General features: G+C 65.6%; 17 protein-coding genes and 1 tRNA gene. 13 read left to right on the top strand and 5 right to left on the bottom strand.

Features of this window, described 5'->3' with window-relative positions:
• Together K5Q19_RS15640 and K5Q19_RS15635 are read left to right on the top strand one after the other, a co-directional pair.
• Nucleotides 1-75 (top strand) — tRNA-Gly (locus K5Q19_RS15640).
• Nucleotides 76-527: 452 nt separating this feature from the next.
• Nucleotides 528-737: a HigA family addiction module antitoxin gene (locus K5Q19_RS15635; RefSeq protein ID WP_365759822.1), complete on the top strand. Its 210-nt coding sequence runs from the start codon at nt 528-530 to the stop codon at nt 735-737.
• Between the two features lie 414 nt (nt 738-1,151).
• Here the strand turns inward: K5Q19_RS15635 and K5Q19_RS15630 are convergent, their stop codons facing one another.
• Genes K5Q19_RS15630 through hpnI form a run of 3 tightly spaced genes read right to left on the bottom strand, consistent with a single transcriptional unit; the run spans nt 1,152 to nt 4,763 of the window.
• A complete protein-coding gene (locus K5Q19_RS15630) occupies nt 1,152-2,165 on the bottom strand; it encodes a lysylphosphatidylglycerol synthase domain-containing protein (RefSeq protein ID WP_292947075.1) in 1,014 nt (337 codons plus the stop codon).
• The gene (gene hpnJ / locus K5Q19_RS15625; protein WP_292947072.1) at nt 2,155-3,582 is read right to left on the bottom strand and encodes a hopanoid biosynthesis associated radical SAM protein HpnJ; all 1,428 of its coding nucleotides are present in this window, start codon (nt 3,580-3,582) and stop codon (nt 2,155-2,157) included. Before hpnJ ends, K5Q19_RS15630 begins: the two co-directional genes overlap by 11 nt.
• Nucleotides 3,579-4,763, bottom strand: coding sequence for a bacteriohopanetetrol glucosamine biosynthesis glycosyltransferase HpnI (gene hpnI / locus K5Q19_RS15620; RefSeq protein WP_292947069.1), 1,185 nt, complete (start codon nt 4,761-4,763; stop codon nt 3,579-3,581). The genes hpnJ and hpnI overlap by 4 nt, the downstream gene beginning before the upstream one ends.
• Before the next feature lie 82 nt (nt 4,764-4,845).
• On the opposite strand from hpnI, the gene hpnA reads away from it, so the two are divergent.
• From hpnA to K5Q19_RS15575, 9 genes are all read left to right on the top strand, one after another.
• Nucleotides 4,846-5,862 (top strand): hopanoid-associated sugar epimerase, encoded by a 1,017-nt coding sequence (gene hpnA, locus K5Q19_RS15615; protein ID WP_292947066.1) that lies wholly within the window; start codon nt 4,846-4,848, stop codon nt 5,860-5,862.
• Entirely contained in the window at nt 5,862-6,998 is a 1,137-nt protein-coding gene (locus tag K5Q19_RS15610) for a glycosyltransferase (RefSeq protein WP_292947063.1), read from the top strand. The genes hpnA and K5Q19_RS15610 overlap by 1 nt, the downstream gene beginning before the upstream one ends.
• A complete protein-coding gene (gene hpnC, locus K5Q19_RS15605; protein WP_292947060.1) occupies nt 6,995-7,840 on the top strand; it encodes a squalene synthase HpnC in 846 nt (281 codons plus the stop codon). The genes K5Q19_RS15610 and hpnC overlap by 4 nt, the downstream gene beginning before the upstream one ends.
• Entirely contained in the window at nt 7,837-8,682 is an 846-nt protein-coding gene (gene hpnD, locus K5Q19_RS15600) for a presqualene diphosphate synthase HpnD (RefSeq protein ID WP_292947057.1), read from the top strand. Before hpnC ends, hpnD begins: the two co-directional genes overlap by 4 nt.
• Before the next feature lie 55 nt (nt 8,683-8,737).
• Nucleotides 8,738-9,988: a hydroxysqualene dehydroxylase HpnE gene (gene hpnE / locus K5Q19_RS15595; protein WP_292947054.1), complete on the top strand. Its 1,251-nt coding sequence runs from the start codon at nt 8,738-8,740 to the stop codon at nt 9,986-9,988.
• Nucleotides 9,989-10,003: 15 nt separating this feature from the next.
• Complete coding sequence (gene shc, locus K5Q19_RS15590) at nt 10,004-11,959, top strand: squalene--hopene cyclase (protein ID WP_292947051.1); 1,956 nt, start codon at nt 10,004-10,006, stop codon at nt 11,957-11,959.
• A 36-nt stretch (nt 11,960-11,995) separates the two neighbouring features.
• Nucleotides 11,996-12,691, top strand: coding sequence for a phosphorylase (locus tag K5Q19_RS15585; RefSeq protein ID WP_292947048.1), 696 nt, complete (start codon nt 11,996-11,998; stop codon nt 12,689-12,691).
• Between the two features lie 142 nt (nt 12,692-12,833).
• Entirely contained in the window at nt 12,834-13,286 is a 453-nt protein-coding gene (locus K5Q19_RS15580) for a DUF2141 domain-containing protein (protein ID WP_292947045.1), read from the top strand.
• A 12-nt stretch (nt 13,287-13,298) separates the two neighbouring features.
• Nucleotides 13,299-15,878 carry an MMPL family transporter gene (locus tag K5Q19_RS15575; protein ID WP_292947042.1) on the top strand — a complete coding sequence of 860 codons (2,580 nt, stop codon included), beginning with the start codon at nt 13,299-13,301 and terminating at the stop codon, nt 15,876-15,878.
• Nucleotides 15,879-15,891: 13 nt separating this feature from the next.
• On the opposite strand, the gene K5Q19_RS15570 is transcribed toward K5Q19_RS15575, so the two are convergent.
• Together K5Q19_RS15570 and K5Q19_RS15565 are read right to left on the bottom strand one after the other, a co-directional pair.
• Nucleotides 15,892-16,971: a VacJ family lipoprotein gene (locus K5Q19_RS15570; protein ID WP_292947039.1), complete on the bottom strand. Its 1,080-nt coding sequence runs from the start codon at nt 16,969-16,971 to the stop codon at nt 15,892-15,894.
• Between the two features lie 49 nt (nt 16,972-17,020).
• Nucleotides 17,021-17,629, bottom strand: coding sequence for an ABC transporter substrate-binding protein (locus K5Q19_RS15565; protein WP_292947036.1), 609 nt, complete (start codon nt 17,627-17,629; stop codon nt 17,021-17,023).
• Here K5Q19_RS15565 and K5Q19_RS15560 point away from each other — a divergent pair.
• Nucleotides 17,628-17,861 carry a hypothetical protein gene (locus K5Q19_RS15560; RefSeq protein ID WP_292947033.1) on the top strand — a complete coding sequence of 78 codons (234 nt, stop codon included), beginning with the start codon at nt 17,628-17,630 and terminating at the stop codon, nt 17,859-17,861. The genes K5Q19_RS15565 and K5Q19_RS15560 overlap by 2 nt on opposite strands.
• A gap of 13 nt (nt 17,862-17,874) precedes the next feature.
• On the top strand, nt 17,875-18,460 hold a 586-nt coding region (gene ispH, locus K5Q19_RS15555; RefSeq protein WP_292947030.1), incomplete at its 3' end, for a 4-hydroxy-3-methylbut-2-enyl diphosphate reductase.

Here is an 18,460-nt window from a genome sequence, read left to right as displayed (position 1 = left end):
GCGGGCGTAGCTCAGGGGTAGAGCACAACCTTGCCAAGGTTGGGGTCGAGGGTTCGAATCCCTTCGCCCGCTCCATTTTCTTCTATGAAAATGAACATGTTAAGCGGAGCGCGAAGGCGCGGAATCTGCTTCCCCGCCCCGTGCGCCGTGCCGGGGGAGCAGGGGGGAAGCACAATTCGGCGTTTCGTGGCGTGGTTTGGCATCCGCATTGCGGCATTTTGGACCTCGCGATTCCAAGGCGCAAGGGCCATCGTGATGCGGGCAAGGATCGGCGGGACTGCATCGCCGAGGCCAAAATCGTATGCGGCATTTCAAACGCCCCTCGAACCTGCGCCAGACTGCGCCGATTGCGTTGAGCACGATAGCGTAGCTCCGGAAAAGCACTGCACCATGAGCTGGCTCAGGAAGTGGCTAAATTGCGCCGCTTCCTTGGAAACGTGCCAGCCGGAGTGCGCCGCGGCTGGCTGTAGAAAGCCAGAGAAACTGCGGCCCCATACCCTCAGGGCTGGCTCAGCTTTCATCTTGCCATCCCAATTCCCGCCCTTCCCGACGGCCTCATCAAGCACGAGATCATCGCACTGCTGGAGCTGACTGTGACGGCGGCGACGCAGGCGCTCGGCGTCACCCGCGCCGCGCTCTCCACCCTGCTTAACGAACGGGCCAACCTATCGCCCGAAATGGCGCTGCGCGTGGAAAAGGCAATTGGCGGGTCGATGGATACGATGATGCGAATGTAGAACAGCTTTGACATTGCCCGGACGCGGAAGCGCGAAGGGGAGATCAGGGTGGCGCGGTACGACCGTGCGATTGATGGAACCGGCTCGGCCCGCGACGCCGTTGTTTGACTGTTTCCGCTAACGATGTCGCCGTTCCTGGCTTGAATTTTGCCATACAAAACCGGCCGTAAATTCAGGTGCTGACTGCGCAACACGTATGGCAATCTTTGGGACGTTGCTGCCGTTCCCCATCGACGTGTCGAATGACTGGTTTTGACAGAAGCCGACAACCAACTTACATTCCACGGGCACCGCATTGGGACAGCAACTGGGCCGGTTGCTGAACGGCAGACTCTAACCAGTAATGGGCCAAAGCTGAATGTCGGCTCTACAGCGGAGGCATCGCGAGGTATCTCCTGGCTGCAAGGGGGTGCGTTATCGGCCCGTCCGAGATCCGATGAGCTGCCGTGCCTCTCCGATCTGCCAAATCAGCATCGCGGGCACATCGACGAGGAGGTCGCGCGCACGCTTGGCCAGCGATAGGGCCAGCGCTGCTTCTGCGGGCAGGCCGAACAGCGGCCCGATCAGTACATAGGCCCCTTCCTGCAGCCCGATGCCGCCCGGAACCAGAAAGGCAGCGGTGCGCAGCGTGAAGATCAGGCTCTCGATCACTAGCACATCCGTGAGCGGCACTTCGAAGCCGATGAAGGCGAGCGCGATGGCCGCCCCTGCCCCGCTGGCCACCCAGGCGAGGAGGTGGAGCAGGAAGCAGGCGATTACGCGGCCGCGCCGGGCATAGATCTGATCGAGTTCATCGCGCACCCCGACCACCGCTGCCGCCGACCCCGGCAGAATCGCCCCGCCAATCCGCGCGGCGATGGTCAGCATCGGGCGCTGCGCGAAGGCGAAGGCAAGAATGATCGCGAGGCTTGCGCCCAGCCCCACCAGCGCAAGGGTGCGCAGGTCGTCACCGTCCGACCGGTTTTGCAGCACGAGCAGCAGGCCCGCCGCGCCATACAGGGTGAAGACCAGCTGAGCGGCGAGTTCAGCGGTCTGATCGACAATGATCGAGCCATAGGCGTGCCGCTGTGACACGCGGGATGCCACCAGCACGCGCAAGCCGACGACGATCCCGCCGAATTGCGAGAACGGCAGCACATTGGTTGCCGCCTCGCGCATCGTGCGGGCCCAGGCGAAGGTCACCCAGGAGGCCCCGGGCACCAGCACCTGCCAGGCAACGCCGAGAATCGCCAGGATCAGCAAGGTGTAGGCGGCATAGGACACGAAGCGCGCAATGCCGATCCGCCCGAGGATACCCAGAACATCGCCCAGCCCGACCGAACCCAGCAAAACCAGGGTTGCGGCGAGCCCGGCGACCGTGATGGCGATAGCCGCGACCTTCAGCCAGTCGGCGCGCGCCATCGCGCCGCGCCCCGCCTCAGGCGGCAAGCTTGCGGTCCCGCAGGAAGCGGAAGAATTCTACCCCTTCGCGCAGCCGCCGCTTCATCATGTCGCTATCGGTCACCATCTCGCCGACGATCCCGGCGATCTTGCTTGGGCGGAAATAGAACTTCTTGTAGAACATTTCGACCGCCTCGAAAATTTCCGAAGCAGGCAGATGCTCGTAAGAAAGCTGCGCAATCTGGTTGCCATCGTCATTGAGCAGGTCGCGCTCGGCCGCAAACCAGCCGTTCACGGTCGCCTGATTGTGCAGGAATGTGCCCGGATAGGGCGCTGCGAGTGACACCTGAATGGTGTGGGGGTTGACTTCCTTGGCAAAGGCCAAGGTTTCCATGATCGTCTCGCGCGTTTCGCCGGGCAGGCCCAAGATGAAAGTGCCGTGGACCTTGATCCCCAGCGTCTTGCAATCCTTGGCAAATTGGCGCGCGACGTCGACGCGCAGACCCTTCTTGATGTTGTGCAAAATCTGCTGATTGCCGCTTTCGAAGCCGACCAGCAGCACGCGCAACCCGTTGTCCTTCATCACCTTGAGCGTCTTATAGGGGACGTTGGCCTTGGCATTGCATGACCACACCACGCCCAGCTTGCCCAGCTCAACCGCCAAAGCTTCGGTGCGCGGCAGATTGTCAGTCAGCGTGTCGTCGTCGAAGAAGATCTCCTTCGACTGCGGGAACGCCTCCATCACATATTTCACTTCCTCGATCACATGGCCGATCGAACGCACGCGGTAATTGTGCCCGCCCACGGTCTGCGGCCAGAGGCAGAACGTGCACCGCGATTTGCAGCCGCGCCCGGTGTAAAAGCTGATGTAGGGGTGCAGCAAATAGCCGCCGTAGTACTTCTGGATGTCCAGATCGCGCTTGTAGACCGGCGTCACGAACGGCAGCAGGTCCATGTCGGTCACGATCGCGCGATCCTGATTGTGCACGATTACGCCTTGGCTGTTGCGATAGCTGATCCCGTCGATACCCGCCCAGTTTTGCCCATCGGCGACGTCCTTGATCGTGAAATCAAACTCGTTGCGCGCGACGAAGTCGATCGCTTCCGAAGCCTTGAGGCTGCCCTCGGCATCGACCGCAACCTTGGCGCCGATCATCCCGATCTTGAGCGCGGGGTTCTCTGCCTTGAGCAGTTCGGCGGTGCGCACGTCCTGATTGAACGAGGGAGTGGAGGTGTGCAGCACCACCAGATCGCGTGCATGCGCTTCGTGCTTGATGTCGTCGAAGCTGAGATTGTGCGCGGGCGCATCGATCAGCTTGCTGCCTTCGATCAGCGCTGCGGGCTGCGCTAGCCAGGTCGGATACCAGAACGATTTGACCTCGCGCTTCATCTGGTAACGCGCGCCAGCCCCACCGTCATAACCATCGAACGAGGGACCTTGGAGAAAGAGCGAACGCATCGTCATATTTGCCTCTCTTGAAGGAGCCGACCATCGGCTGTCACCTTGAAGCGCGAACCGCGCCAATCCACTTTGCCGACAAAGAATGTCAACACATACACAAAAAGCGAAAGGCAATCGCGCAGGGGCAGCAGCCACAGCGGTCCTGATACGGTGCCCGACACGCGGTCGATCCGCAGTTTGATCGCGGAACGGAGGGCAAGCGCGGCCAGCAGCAGCAGCGGCGTCCCCATTGTCCCGCCCGACAGCAGCAGCGCGAGGAGCGCGACCGGGGTCACATGGGTGATGATGCTGCCGGTAAAGCCTGCGCGGTCGATTCCATAGATAGTGCGCGTCCAGCGCAGTTCGTGGCGTAGCAGCGCTGCCAAACCGGTCTCGCTGCAACCGTGCAGCACGAAAGGTCCGCACACGGCAACCCGCAGCCCGAGCCCGCGCACCGCCCGGCCGATCTCGTAATCGTCCGCCAGAACGTCGGCGAAGGCGGAAAAGCCGCCGACCCTCGAAAGTGTGTCGCTGCGCAGCGCCATCATCGGCCCCATCACCGGTTCGGCCAAATTCAGCCCCCGACCGACCAGAACGGAGGGCATGAAGCGGTAAGTGATGTCCATCGCCGCAAGGCGCGACCAGAAACCGGCGTTGCCCATACCGGCATGGAGGCAGCTGCCGACTCCGACTGCGGGGTCCGCCAGGCTCGCTGCCAAGGCCGACACGGCGCCGCGCGGCACTTTCACATCGCTATCAATGATCATCACAACCGGGTGGCGGATAAGCGCCTCCATATTGATGATATTCGACATCTTCCTGTTGGCCCCGTGCCGCTGCGGACTGACCACCACGCTCACGTCCAGCCCGGGGTAGCCGATGCGCGCCCGCTCGATGGCAAGCAGCGCCGGGTCCTCCGCATCGGCCACGCCGAAGATGATCTGCACCGGTGCGACATGGCCATGATTAAAGACGCTGCGGATCGCCTCGACCAGACCGGGCTCATCGCCGTGGAGCGGTCTGAGAATCGTCACCCCGCTCGGGACGCACGCGGCGCCCGGCGGGGGCTGAGCGGCCCTGCGGGTGACGAAAGCCGAGGCGATCAGCCCATAGACCAGACCCGCCGCAACCATCGCGATCAGCAAGATTACGAAATACTGGGTCAAGCGTGTGATCCATTCCTCTCTGGCGGGTTCATCGGCCATCGTCTAACCGATGTCGAACCGGAAATATTTCCAAGTAACAGCCATCGTCAGCCTTTGGCGTCTGGAGCATAATCGGCCCGCCATGGGGAGCGAATCGAACAGCGCACCGGGGCCGGTCCTCGTCACCGGTGCTTCCGGGTTCGTCGGTTCGGCCGTCGCACGCGCCTTGATCGCGCGCGGGGAGCGGGTCCGCCTGATCGTCCGGCCCAGCAGCCCGCGCACCAATATCGATGGGCTCGCAGCAGAGGTCATAGTAGGCGATCTAACCGATCCTGCGGCCGTGCGCGCGGCGATGGAGGGGGTGCGCGGTCTCTATCATGTCGCCGCCGACTATCGCATCTGGGCACCTGACCCGGCCACAATCATCGCCAACAACATCACAACGACGCGAATCGTCATGGAAGCCGCGCTCGCAGCAGGCGTGCCGCGAATCGTCTACACCAGCAGCGTCGCGACGCTCAAACCCGCGAACGACGCGACCCCTGTCGACGAAACCGCTGCGGCGACCCCCGAACAGGCGGTCGGCGCCTACAAGCGCTCCAAGGTCGAGGCAGAGCGGCTGGTCGAGGCAATGGTGGCGGACCTCGGCCTGCCTGCGGTGATCGTCAACCCTTCAACCCCGATCGGCCCGCGCGACGTGCGCCCGACGCCGACGGGCCGGATCATCGTCGAGGCTGCCTCGGGCCGCATCCCGGCCTTCGTCGACAGCGGCCTCAATCTCGTCCATGTCGACGATGTCGCCGCAGGCCACCTCGCCGCCTTCGACAAGGGGGAGGTGGGCGAACGCTATATCCTCGGCGGGCAGGATGTGAGCCTGCGGCACATGCTGGCGGTGATCGCCGGACAGGTTGGCCGCCGCGCCCCGAGCATCGCCCTGCCGCGCGCGCCGCTGTTCCCCCTTGCTGTGCTGAGCGAGGGCGCCGCGCGGATCACCGGTCGCGAACCGATGTTGACGCGGGATTCACTGCGGATGGCGCAGCACAGCATGTTCTTCTCCTCGGGAAAGGCTGAACGCGACCTCGGTTATCGCGCGCGCCCCTTTGCAGAGGCGATTGGCGATGCAATCATCTGGTTCCGCACTGCCGGGATGATCGCCTGATGCTTGCGCTCGCCATCCTCGTCCTCGCGATCTGGGCCGGCATGCTGACACTGCGCGACGGTTTCTGGCGCGCCGACGTCACCGACCGGGCCGTGCCCCCCGCGCCGCAGCGGTGGCCGAGCATTGTCGCCATCGTCCCGGCGCGCGACGAGGCGGCGGTGATCGCCCCGGTGATCGCGAGCCTGATCCGCCAGGATTATGCGGGAGAGTTCCGCATCATCTTGGTCGACGATTCGAGCAGCGACGGCACTGCCGCTATCGCGCGCGCCGCCGCGGCGGGATCGGACCGGCTGACTGTCATGTCCGCCGCGCCGCTTGCGTCAGGCTGGACCGGCAAGCTGGCCGCAGTCTCGCAAGGGATCGCCGCGGCCAGCAGCGGCATCAACCCGCCCGATTTTCTGTGGCTCACCGATGCCGATATCCAGCACGCCCCCGACACGCTGGCGAGCCTCGCTTCCCGTGCGATGGCGGAGGACCGCGTGCTGGTGTCGCTGATGGCCCGGCTGCGCTGCGAGAGCCTTGCCGAGCGCATGCTGATTCCGGCATTCGTGTTCTTCTTCCAGTTGCTCTACCCCTTCGCGGCCATCAACCGCCCGCGCCGCGCCATTGCTGGCGCGGCCGGGGGGTGCATGCTGGTGAAGCGCGATGCGCTCGAGCGCGCGGGCGGGATAGCCGCGATCCGCACCGCGCTGATCGACGATTGCGCGCTTGCCGCGCTGATGAAGCAGCAGGGGCCAATCTGGCTCGGCCTGACCGACCGCTCGCTCAGCATCCGCCCCTATCCGCGCTTTGCCGATGTCGGTGCGATGATCGCCCGCTCGGCCTATGCGCAGCTCGGTTATCAGCCGCTGCTGCTGGTCGGCACGATAGTGGGGATGGCGCTGGTCTATCTCGCCCCTCTCGTGCTAGCGCTTGCGGGCGAGGGTGACGTACGAGGGGTGGGCGCGGCGGCATGGTTCCTGATGATCGTCGCCTTCTGGCCAATCAGCCGCTTCTATCGGCAATCCCCGGCATGGGGCCTCGCGCTCCCGCTGATTGCCGCATTTTATGCAGGCGCAACGGTCTGGTCGGCGTGGCAGCACTGGCGCGGGCGCGGCGGGCTGTGGAAGGGCCGCGCGCAGGCGGCGCTGCAATGACGGCCGCCGACAGCCTCATTCTGGCCTCGGGCAAGGGGCACCGCGACGAGAACTTCCCCGTCGCCTCCTTCGTTCTGCGCCCTGACCTGCGCGGTCCGGTGATGGCCTTCTACCGCTTCGCCCGCGCTGCCGACGATGTCGCCGACGACGGGGCGAGCGCGCCGGAGGAGAAGCTGCGCCTGCTCGCCCAGATGCGCGCGACGCTCGAGTATCGCAGCGATGCCGATGGGCCCGCGCTCGCGTTGCGCCTCGCGCTGGAGGGCCGCGCTGTCCCTCTCACCCACGCGCATGACCTGCTGACCGCCTTCGAACGCGATGTCATCAAACTGCGCACCACCGATTGGGACGACCTTATTGACTATTGCCGCTATTCGGCGATGCCGGTCGGGCGCTTCATGCTCGAACTGCACGGCGAGACGCGCGACATCTGGCCTTTGTCCGATGCGCTGTGCGCTGCCTTGCAGATCATCAACCACCTCCAGGACTGCGCCAAAGACCGTCGCAACCTCGACCGGGTCTATCTTCCGCTCGATTGTCTGGCACGCCACGGCACGACGGTCGAGGCGCTTGATGCGCCGTTCGCCAGCCCGGGCTTGCTGGCCGCAATTGAGGACCTTCGGAAAGACGCGGCGCTCCTGTTGGACGAGGCTGCAGCCTTCTCGGTCGCGATTCGCGACCGGCGCCTTGGGATGGAGGTAGCGATGATCGATGCTCTGGCACGCAAACTGCTCGAACTGCTGAAACGGCGCGATCCGCTGTCACAGCGCGTGCATCTGGGCAAGCTCGCTGCCGCCCGGATCGGGCTCGCTGCCGCGATCCGACGGTTGGTGGCGGCACGATGAGCGCTGCTGCCGCGCCCGTGGCGCTCACGCCCGCCGCACAGGCCGCAGGAAGCAGCTTCTATGCGGGGATGCGCATCCTGCCCCGTCCCCGGCGCGAGGCGATGTACGCCATCTACGCCTTCTGCCGTGCGGTGGACGACATCGCCGACGATCAGGAAGGCGACCGCGCCAGCCGCGCCCTCGCGCTGGAAGCATGGCGGCACGATATTGATGCGCTCTACGCCGGCGGGGCGGCCGGACGAGCCGAGTTGCTGCGCGAGGCGGTCGATCAGTTCGGGCTCGAGCGGGCCGATCTTCATGCGGTCATCGACGGCATGGCGATGGATGTGGCCGAGGATATCCGCTGGCCCGACAGGGCTACACTCGATCTCTATTGCGACCGGGTCGCGTCGGCAGTCGGCCGCCTCTCGGTCAAGGCCTTCGGGATGGACAAGGAGCCAGGTAAGGCGCTGGCGCATCACCTCGGCCGCGCGCTGCAATTGACCAATATCCTGCGCGACATCGACGAGGACGCCGCGATCGGCCGGATCTATCTCCCGCGCGAGGCGCTGGCCGCCGCCGGGATCGCGCCTGAAACGCCTGCGCAGGTCGCAGCGCACCCCCGCGTCGACACCGCGGCCCGTATCCTCGCCGCCGACGCGCACCACCATTTCGACGCTGCGCGCGCGCTTCTGTCAGGCCGGCTGAAGGGGCATCTGATCGCGCCGAGATTGATGGAGGTCGCCTATGCCCGGTTGCTGCGGCAGATGGAGCGCGATGGGTGGGCCGCGCCGCGCACCCGTCCGCGCACCAACAAACTGCGGCTTATCCTCTCGGTCGTGTGGCTGAGTCTGTTCCAGTGACAGCGCGGGGGCGAGACCGGACCGGTTGGGACAAGGCCCATGAGGTGCCCCAGGCGTGACGTCCGGGCGCACCGTGCACGTGATCGGCGCGGGGCTCGCCGGGTTGTCCGCTGCTGTGGCGCTGACCCGTCAGGGTGCGCGGGTGATCGTGCACGAAGCCGCCCCGCGCGCGGGCGGACGGTGCCGGAGCTACTATGACCGCACGCTCGGCCAAACGATCGATAACGGCAACCATTTCGTCTTCTCGGGCAATCAAGCCGTGCGCCGCTATCTTCAGGTGCTGGGCACAGCCGACCGGCTTGAAGGCCCCTCCCATGCCGATTTCGCCTTCCATGACCTCAGGGATGGTTCGCGCTGGACGCTTGCGGTCAATGATAGTCCCCTGCCGTGGTGGGTGCTCGATCCGCGCCGGAGGACGCCGGGGACGTCGCTCGGCGAGCATATGGCACTGGCTCGCCTCGCGCTGAGTCGGCCGGGGAGCGCGACGATAGCGGATCGGGTCGACAGCCACGGCACATTCTGGGATCGGGTCGTCGATCCGATGATGCTGGCGGTTCTGAATTGCCCGCCCGCCGAAGGTTCGGCGTGGCTAGCGGGGCGGTTCCTGCGCGAATCCTTCGCTCGCGGCGGGCGCGCCTGCCGGACGATGGTGGCAGTGCCCAATCTCGATGCGGTGTTCATCGATCCGGCCCTGACTTGGCTCAACACCCGGAACGTGCAAGTGCGCTTCGGTGCCCGGCTGCGCGGATTGGTGATGGAGGGGGATCATGTCACCGCGCTCGATTTCGGTGCAGGCGAGGAAGCGTTGGGCGGTGCCACGGTTGTGCTTGCCGTGCCGCCTTGGGTCGCAGGTGAACTGATCCGTGAATTGGTCGTGCCCGACCGGTTCTGCTCCATCCTCAACGCCCATTTCGCTTGCGCCCCGCCGCCTGGCGCGCGCACGATCACCGCGCTGATAGGCGGAACCGCACAATGGGTGGTGTGCCATCCCGATCGCATCTCGATCACGATCAGCGGGGCCGACGACGTCATCGACGAGGATCGCGAGGCGCTTGCCGCGCGGATATGGAAAGACATTGTTCCGATGCTCGGCCTCGATACGCCGATGCCGACGTGGCAGATCGTCAAGGAGAGGCGCGCGACCTTCGCGGCCACCCCGATGCAGGATGCGCGGCGACCGTCAACGCGCACGCGCTGGCGCAACCTGTTTCTCGCGGGGGATTGGACCCAGACCGGTCTGCCCGCAACGATTGAGGGTGCGCTGCGGTCCGGGGAAGCCGCGGCGCGTTTGGCAGTCGCAAGCTAGGGGGATGAACCGGCCATGATGGACACCGCAGTTCTTGAGCGTGCCGACCTCGTCGATACTGCAGACCGCGCCGCCGAGCGCGCGGCGGAGGCCCTGTCTGCATTGCAGCGCAAGGATGGCCACTGGGTGTTCGAGCTCGAAGCCGATGCCACCATCCCGGCCGAATACATCCTGCTGCGCCACTATCTGGCCGAGCCGGTCGACGCCGTGCTGGAAGGCAAGATCGCGCGCTATCTGCGGCGAATCCAGTCCGACGTGCATGATGGCTGGCCGCTCTATCATGGCGGCGATTTCGACGTTTCGGCGACGATCAAGGCCTATTACGCGCTCAAGATGATCGGCGATGCGCCCGATACGCCGCACATGGCCCGCGCCCGCGCGGCGGTGCTCGCAGCGGGCGGGGCAGAGACCTGCAACGTCTTCACCAAGATCCAGCTCGCGCTGTTTGGAGCGGGTTCGTGGGACGTGGTGCCAACCATGCCGGTCGAACTGATCCTGCTGCCGCGCTGGTTTCCGGTGCACCTGTCCAAGATGTCCTATTGGGCGCGCACCGTGATCGTGCCGCTACTAGTGCTGGCGGCCAAGCGTCCGCTGGCGCGCAACCCCAAGGGCATTCTGGTCGACGAGCTCTACACCGGCCGCCCGGCCTCGCTCGCGTCGCAGGCAGCGGATGCGAAGCAGGTCTGGCGCGCGGCCTTCGGTGCGCTCGACGTGGTGCTGAAGCGCGCCGAACCGCTATGGCCACAACGTCTTCGGGCCAAGGCGATGCAGGCCTGCGTCGATTTCGTCGTCACCCGATTGAACGGCGAGGACGGCCTCGGCGCCATCTACCCCGCAATGGCGAACAGCGTGATGATGTTCGATTGCCTCGGCTATCCCCCCGATCATCCGCACCGCGCGATTGCCCGTGCGAGCGTCGAGAAGCTGCTCGTGATCGGCGAGGAGGAAGCCTATTGCCAGCCCTGCGTTTCGCCGGTGTGGGATACCGCGCTGGCCGCCCACGCGATGCTCGAGGCAGGCGGCGCGGCGAACGAGGCCCGCGCGTTGGCCGCCCTCGATTGGCTGAAACCGCTGCAGGTGCTCGACGTCAAGGGCGACTGGGCCGAAGTGAAGCGCGATGTCCGCCCCGGCGGCTGGGCGTTCCAATATGCCAACGCGCATTACCCTGACCTCGACGATACCGCCGTGGTGGTCATGGCGATGGCGCGCGCGCGCGGCTTCTCCGGCGACGGATTCGACGAGGCCGTGGCACGCGGTCAGGAATGGACTGTCGGTCTGCAATCGCGCGATGGCGGCTGGGGTGCATTCGATGCCGACAACAGCTATCACTACCTCAACAACATCCCCTTCGCCGATCACGGGGCACTGCTCGACCCGCCTACAGCAGATGTCTCGGCGCGCTGCGTCTCGATGCTGGCGCAGCTTGGCGAGCCCGCCGATAGCGCGCGGATGAAAGCAGCCGTCGCCTATCTGATGGGCGAGCAGGAGGCCGACGGCAGCTGGTTTGGGCGATGGGGGGTCAACTACATTTATGGCACCTGGTCGGCGCTCTGCGCGCTCGGTGCAGCGGACCTTGGGCCGGATCATCCCGCGATCCGCAAGGGTGCCGACTGGTTGCAGGCGATCCAGAACCCGGACGGGGGGTGGGGTGAAGACTGTCGCAGCTACGCGCTCGACTACAAGGGCTATACCCCCGCGTCCTCAACCGCATCGCAGACTGCGTGGGCGTTGCTAGGCCTGATGGCGGCGGGGGCAGTGGATGACGCGGCGGTCGAGCGCGGTGTCGCCTGGCTTGCGCGCAACCAGCAAGCGGACGGGTTATGGGAGCAGGACGTCTACACCGGCGGCGGCTTCCCCCGGGTGTTCTATCTGCGCTATCACGGCTACCCGAAATATTTTCCGCTGTGGGCAATGGCGCGCTACCGCAACTTGAAGCGCAGCAATACGCGGGTTGTAGCATGGGGGATGTAGCCTGACCTGTGTCAGCCCCTTCCGTCAGGAGGAGTCGTGACCGGAGTGCTTGTCATCACCGGCACCTTGCGAGAGGCCGAAGTGCTTGCCAAGGCGGGGCTCACGGTCATTCCCGGCGGCGGCGATGCGGCAGGCTTGCGCGCGGCGATTGAGGCGCGGGCGGATCAGGCCGCGGGCATCCTCAGTTTCGGCTTCGCCGGCGCGTTGAGCGATTCCTTGCGCATCGGCGACTGGGTGATCGCCGACCGGCTCACCGGAACACGGGAGACGCAATGCGATCCCGCATGGAGCGCGGCGTTGTTGCGGAATTTGCCGGGGGCACGCAGCGGAGCAATCTATGCCGACGGCCGCCTGATTTCCGACGTTGCCCAGAAGCGCGCACTGGGCGCACACTACGGAGCGATCGGCGTCGATATGGAAAGCCACATCTGCGCCGAGTTCGCAGCCGCGCGCAGCCTGCCCTTCGCCATCGCCCGCTGCATTTCCGACGAGGCCTCGCGCGTTCTGCCTCCTGCCATCGCCGTCGCGATGCGCCCGGGGGGCAAGGTTGACGGAGGCGCGATGCTGCGCTCGCTCGCGACACGGCCGAGGCAGATCGGCGATTTCGCCTTGGCGATCAGGGGTTTCATGCGCGCCATGGCCGCGCTGCGCAGCGGTGCCGTTCAGCTTGCACCGCATCTGATGGCCTGCGGCGAGAGATCGAGCGAGCGAGGCCGCGTCTTGAAAGGTTGATCACCCGCCCGGCTGCGGCCTATGCGGAACGAGGCAGCAGAACGTCGATTCTACGAAAGCCCTGTTGGCGATCTTCGCTCATGCTCGCCGCGCCAGCGGTCGTGTTCCGCCGCGCTTTTGATGATGACGAGGATGTGGAAGCATGATCGCCCCTGCTCTAACCCTGCTGGCCTTGCTTGCAGCCCAGTTCGCGGCGTCAAGCGAACCCGCTGCCCATTCCGGCACGGTGCATGTCTTCATCGAGAATGCGCGCAGCGCGCGCGGCAACGTTCATGTCGATATCTGCCCGCAGGACCGGTTTCTTTCGTCCTGCCCCTATTCCGCCGAAGCGCCGGCGCGGCAGGGACGGGTCGAGGTGGTCGTGCACGGCGTGCCCCCCGGACGCTACGCAGCACAAATCACCCATGACGAAAACGGCAACAAGAAAGTGGATCGCGGATTGTTCGGCATCCCGCGTGAGGGGATCGGCTTTTCGAACAATGTCCGTGTGCGCTTCCGCGCACCGCGCTTTACCGAAGCGGCCTTCATGGTGACGGGCGGTCCGCAGACGATCTCCTTGAGCCTGCAGTATTTCGGCGGTGGGGCTGAGACCTAGGCGGTGTTCAACATGATCGACCGGATGGTTGCGCTCGGCACGCGGCGCCCGCGCATTGTCGTCCTCACGGCCCTGCTGACGATGCTGGCCGCCGGGCTCTTTGCGGCAACGCATTTCGCGATGACCACCGATACCGGGGTGTTGATCTCCCCGCAGGTGGAATGGCGCAAGCAGGAGGCGGCGGCGAATGCGGCCTTTCCGCAGTTCGCCGATGCCTCGCTGGTGGTGATCGACGGCGCAACGCCAGAAGCCGCCGAGGCTGCCGCTGCGACCCTGACCGAAGCGATGGCGGCCGACACCGCGCACTTCCGTTCGGCCCGACGCCCGGACGGCGGCGGGTTTTTTGCGACCCACGGCCTGTTGTTCGGCAGCGAGGCGGAGGTGCGAGCAGCGACATCCTCGCTGATCGACGCGCAGCCCCTGCTCGGGCCGCTGGCGGCCGATCCGTCCTTGCGCGGGATCGCTGGCGCGCTCGACACGGTTCTGCTCGGCGTGGAGCGGGGCGATGCGAAGCTGGCGACGCTCGACAAACCGATGGGCCAGCTTGCCGACCCTATTGAAGCGACGCTGGCCGGAAGGCCTGCCCAGTTTTCCTGGCAGCGCCTCGTCGGCACCGGATCGGGAACGCTCGCACCTCCCACCCGGCAGCTGATCCTGTTCCAGCCTGTGCTCGACTACACTGCGCTCAAGCCCGGCGAAAAGGCCAGCCGCGCGATCGCGGTCGCCGCGCGGAATGCCGGACTTGATGCGTCGCGGGGCGTGACAGTGCGGATCACCGGCGCGGTCCCGCTTTCCGACGAGGAATTCTCCTCGCTCGAGGAGAATATCGGCCTCGTCGGGCTGTTGATGGCGCTGGCGATGGTCACGACCCTGTGGTTCGCCACAAGGTCGATCGGGATCGTTGCCGCGATAGTCGTCACCACGCTGGCCGGACTGGTGACGACCACCGCCATCGGGCTTCTGGTGGTCGGGGAACTCAACCTGATTTCGGTCGCCTTCATCCCGCTGTTCGTTGGGCTGGGCGTCGATTTCGGCATCCAGATCGCGGTGCGCTTCAATGCTGAGCGGCAAGCAGGCGCCGATTTCGCCGAGGCGCTGGGCAATGCCGCCAGCGCGCTGGGGGGACCGCTGATGCTGGCGGCTGGCGCGGTGTTCCTCGGGTTCGGCGCATTCCTGCCGACCGCCTATGTCGGGATCGCCGAGCTGGGCATTATCTCCGGAATCGGGATGGTCATCGCTCTGCTGTTCAGCGTGATCCTGCTGCCCGCGCTGCTGATGCTGATCAAGCCCGCTGCCCCGCGTGAGGAGGTCGGTTTTACCGGCGCCGCACCGGTCGACCGGTTTCTCGCGCGCAGGCGGCGCGGGGTGCTGTGGGCCTTCGGCTTGTCGATGATCGGGAGCATCGCGCTGCTGCCGCTGGTGACCTTCGATTTCAACCCGTTCCACCTGCGCGATCCGGGTGCGCCGGCGATGCGGACCCTATCCGATCTGATGCACGATCCGCTACGCACCCCCAACACGATCGACGTCATCGTCAAGGACGCCGAAACCGCATCGGCGCTGGCACGGCGTCTGGCCGCGCTTCCCGAAGTGGCGCAGGCGATTACGCTAGACAGCTTCATCCCAGCGGACCAACCCGCCAAGCTGGCGGTGATCGAGGATGCGGCGCTGCTGCTCGATCTGTCGCTCAACCCTTTTGACATCGCGCCGCCCGCAAGCGATGCCGAGACCATCGCGGCGCTGACCGCCACTGCGGCACGTCTGCGTGCTGTGGGCGGAGGCGCCGATGGCGGCGCGGCGCGGCGGCTTGCTGCCGCCTTCGAGAAGCTCGCCGCAGCTACGCCGGAGACGCGCGCGCAGGCGGAACGGGTGCTGGTCGAACCGCTCACCGTCATGCTGAGCCAGGCCAGCGCCGCGCTGCAAGCGAGCGAGATCACCCGCGAGACCCTGCCGCCTGAAATCGCCCGCGACTGGCTGACGCCTGACGGGAGGGCACGCGTGCAGGTTTTTCCGAAGGGTGACAGCAACGACAACCGCGTGCTCGCGCGCTTCACGGCGGCGGTACAGAAGGTCGCCCCGTCGGCCACCGGCCTGCCCGTATCCACTCAGGCCGCCGCAGGTACCATCGCCGGTGCCTTCGTCCAGGCGGGCCTGATAGCTCTTGTGCTGGTCAGTCTGCTGCTGCTCGCCGTCCTCCGCGATCTTCGCGAGGTCGCGTTCACACTTGCACCGGTGGTCCTGTCGGGGTTCCTGACGCTGGGCACCTGCGTGCTGATCGGGCAATCGATCAATTTCGCCAACATCATCGCCTTCCCGCTGCTGTTCGGCGTCGGTGTGGCGTTCCATATCTATTTCGTGATGGCATGGCGGGTGGGCGCGCGCGACCTGTTGCAGTCCAGCCTCGCGCGCGCGGTGCTGTTCAGCGCGCTTGCCACCGGCAGCGCCTTCGGTGCGCTGTGGATCTCGCAGCATCCGGGCACCGCGAGCATGGGAAAGATCCTGATGCTCTCGCTGGCGTGGACACTGGTGTGCGCGCTGATCTTCGAGCCTGCTCTGCTCGGCCCGCCGAAAGCGGCGAAACGAGCCGAGTAGCCTTCCGTTCGCTTTACAGCCCGGCGGGGGCGAGCTCGGGCTGTGCTTCGGGGGGTGTTTCCGCCGGATATTCGGGAACTGCGGCCGGATTATCGCTCCCCGTTTCGGGCGCAGCCTCGTCAACGGCTGGATCGGCCAGCGGATCATCGAGCGGTGCGAGCTCGATCGGTATGCCCCGCGCATCCGCGATCGCCGCTTCCCGGCTCTGCAAATAGACCGAGCGCAGCGTCGCATAGGGATCGGCGGCGCCGCTCAGCAGGGCCTGGAGATCGGCGTCGGCCTCCGCCCGCGTGTCGAGCGTGGTGACGACTGTGCGGCCCAGCTGATAGTCGAATCGATTGAACGGGAAGCCCACAGCCACCGGCAAGGTCAGCCCGTCGATCTGCCCGGCCAACAGGTCGCGCAAGGTGGTCGGCCCGATAAGCGGCAGATACAGGTATGGCCCAGGCCCGACGCCCCACCTGCCCAAGGTGTTACCGAACCCGTTGCTGCGATAGGGCAAATCCAGCTTCTTGGCGACGTCGATGGTGCCGCCAAGACCGACGGTCGAATTGACCGCGAACCGTCCGAGCGTCCGCAAGGCGCGGCCGGGGCGCAGTTGCAGCAGATCGTTGACGAAGACAATCGGTTCACTGAGGTTGCGCAGGACGTTGCGCAGGCCCGAACGGACGGGCTTGGGAACGACCTTTTCATAGGTCTGCGCAACGGGCCGGAAGAAGCGGCGATCGATGCTGCTCTGGGTCTTGAAGAAGCCGCGATTGGTGCGCTCCCACGGATCGCCCGGGGTGGCGAGATCGATTGGCGCGAGCTCCGCCTCCGCCGGGCCCGGCGCGAGCACGATCTCGTCGGCCGCCTGAGGCTCCAGCAGCGAGGCGGGAATGGGGGCAAGGGTCGGATCAAGCGGTCTTACCGCCAGAGCGAGCGAGGGGGCTGAAGGCGCAACTTCGCTCCATTGCAGGATCGGTTCGATGCGTGGCTCGACCGAGGTGAGGTGCAATGGCACCGCCGCGGACACCTCATCCCCGATGGCCGCCAAGGCCTGAGCGTGCGCTGGCGTCCCGCTGGCGGCGAGCGCGGCGAGAACTAGCGCCAACCCTGAACCAACCCGGACCGTTCGGCGCGACACCCTGCCAAGGTCCATGTCAGCGCGCAGCCTTGTCGGCAGCGGCATTGAGATGGGCGATCAGCGCCTTGGCGCCGCCGCGTTTGACGATCTGCGCATAGTCGGAGCGCCGGGTGGCGAGCTGGCTGACCGATCCGTTGAACAGCACATCAACGATCTTCCAGCGTCCGCCGCTTTGCCGCATCCGGTAAGCGATGACGACCGGGTCCTTGCCCTTCCGGCTCAGCGTAGTGCGCACGAGTGCATCCCCGGCGCGGACATTGGGCTTGGCGTCGACGGAGATCGTCTCGCCGTTCCAGGACGAGAAATTGCGGGCATATTCGGCTACTGTCATGCGGCGAATCGCGGCGACGAGCGCGGTCTGATCGGCGGCCGCAAACGTCGACCACGGCGGGCCGACCGCCAGCCGCGTTGTCAGTGGGAGATCGAAACTTCGCTCGATGATGGGTGCCAGCCTTGCGGAACGCTCCGAAAACTTGATCGAAGCGCCTGACCGCATGCTGTCAATGAGCGCATCGCTCAAGGCCTGAACCACGGCCACCGCCGGGCGTGTGTCCGGCGCCTGCGCCAACGACGGCTGCACCCACACAATCGCGGCCACGGCCATCGGTATTGCACGATACTTCATGGAGCGGCGGCTTTCGATGTGGGTGGGTCTGGAATTGTCGAAAAGCTACAGACCGGGTATGCGGCAAGCAAGCCACTGCCCGGCCTTCAAGTCGCCGCATCGCTGCTTTAAAGCGATATTGGACAATATCGGCGCGCGCCGTCAGCGCAGATTGCTGCAAGCGCAAAGCCTGACGCCATCACGGCTGGCCAAAGCGGATGTGAAAGATCGTTCAGCTCTCAGAGTGATCTAAGGGGTCTCGCCGAATGAAAGTAATACTCGCCCAACCTCGGGGATTTTGCGCTGGCGTGGTACGTGCCATTGAAATCGTGGAGCGGGCAATCGATCGCTATGGCGCGCCGGTTTATGTTCGCCACGAAATCGTTCACAACCGCCACGTCGTCGATGCGCTCAAGGCGAGAGGCGCTGTTTTTGTTGATGAAATCGACGAGGTGCCGGACGGCGCACGCACGATCTTCAGCGCGCACGGCGTCGCCCGGGAAGTCGAAGCCAAGGCAAAGGCGCGCAATCTTCCCGTGCTCGATGCAACCTGCCCGCTTGTCACCAAGGTGCATGTGCAGGGCCGGCGCTATGCCACGGCCGGACGCACCGTCGTGCTGATCGGTCATGCAGGCCATGCCGAGGTGGAGGGCACCATCGGGCAAATCGACACGCACGTCCATCTGGTGGGCAGCCGGGCCGACGTCGAGGTGCTCGATCTGCCCGACGATGAGCCGATCGCCTATATCACTCAGACAACGCTCAGCGTAGACGACACGCGCGATGTGATCGCCGCCCTCGAAGAACGGTTTCTGAACGTCGTCGGCCCGGATACGGCGGATATCTGCTATG

The sequence above is a fragment of the Novosphingobium sp. genome, assembly GCF_019748365.1.
GTDB lineage: Bacteria > Pseudomonadota > Alphaproteobacteria > Sphingomonadales > Sphingomonadaceae > Novosphingobium.
The sequence above is the reverse complement of the archived record's forward strand: the minus strand, read 5'-3'. Positions and strand labels throughout refer to the sequence as shown.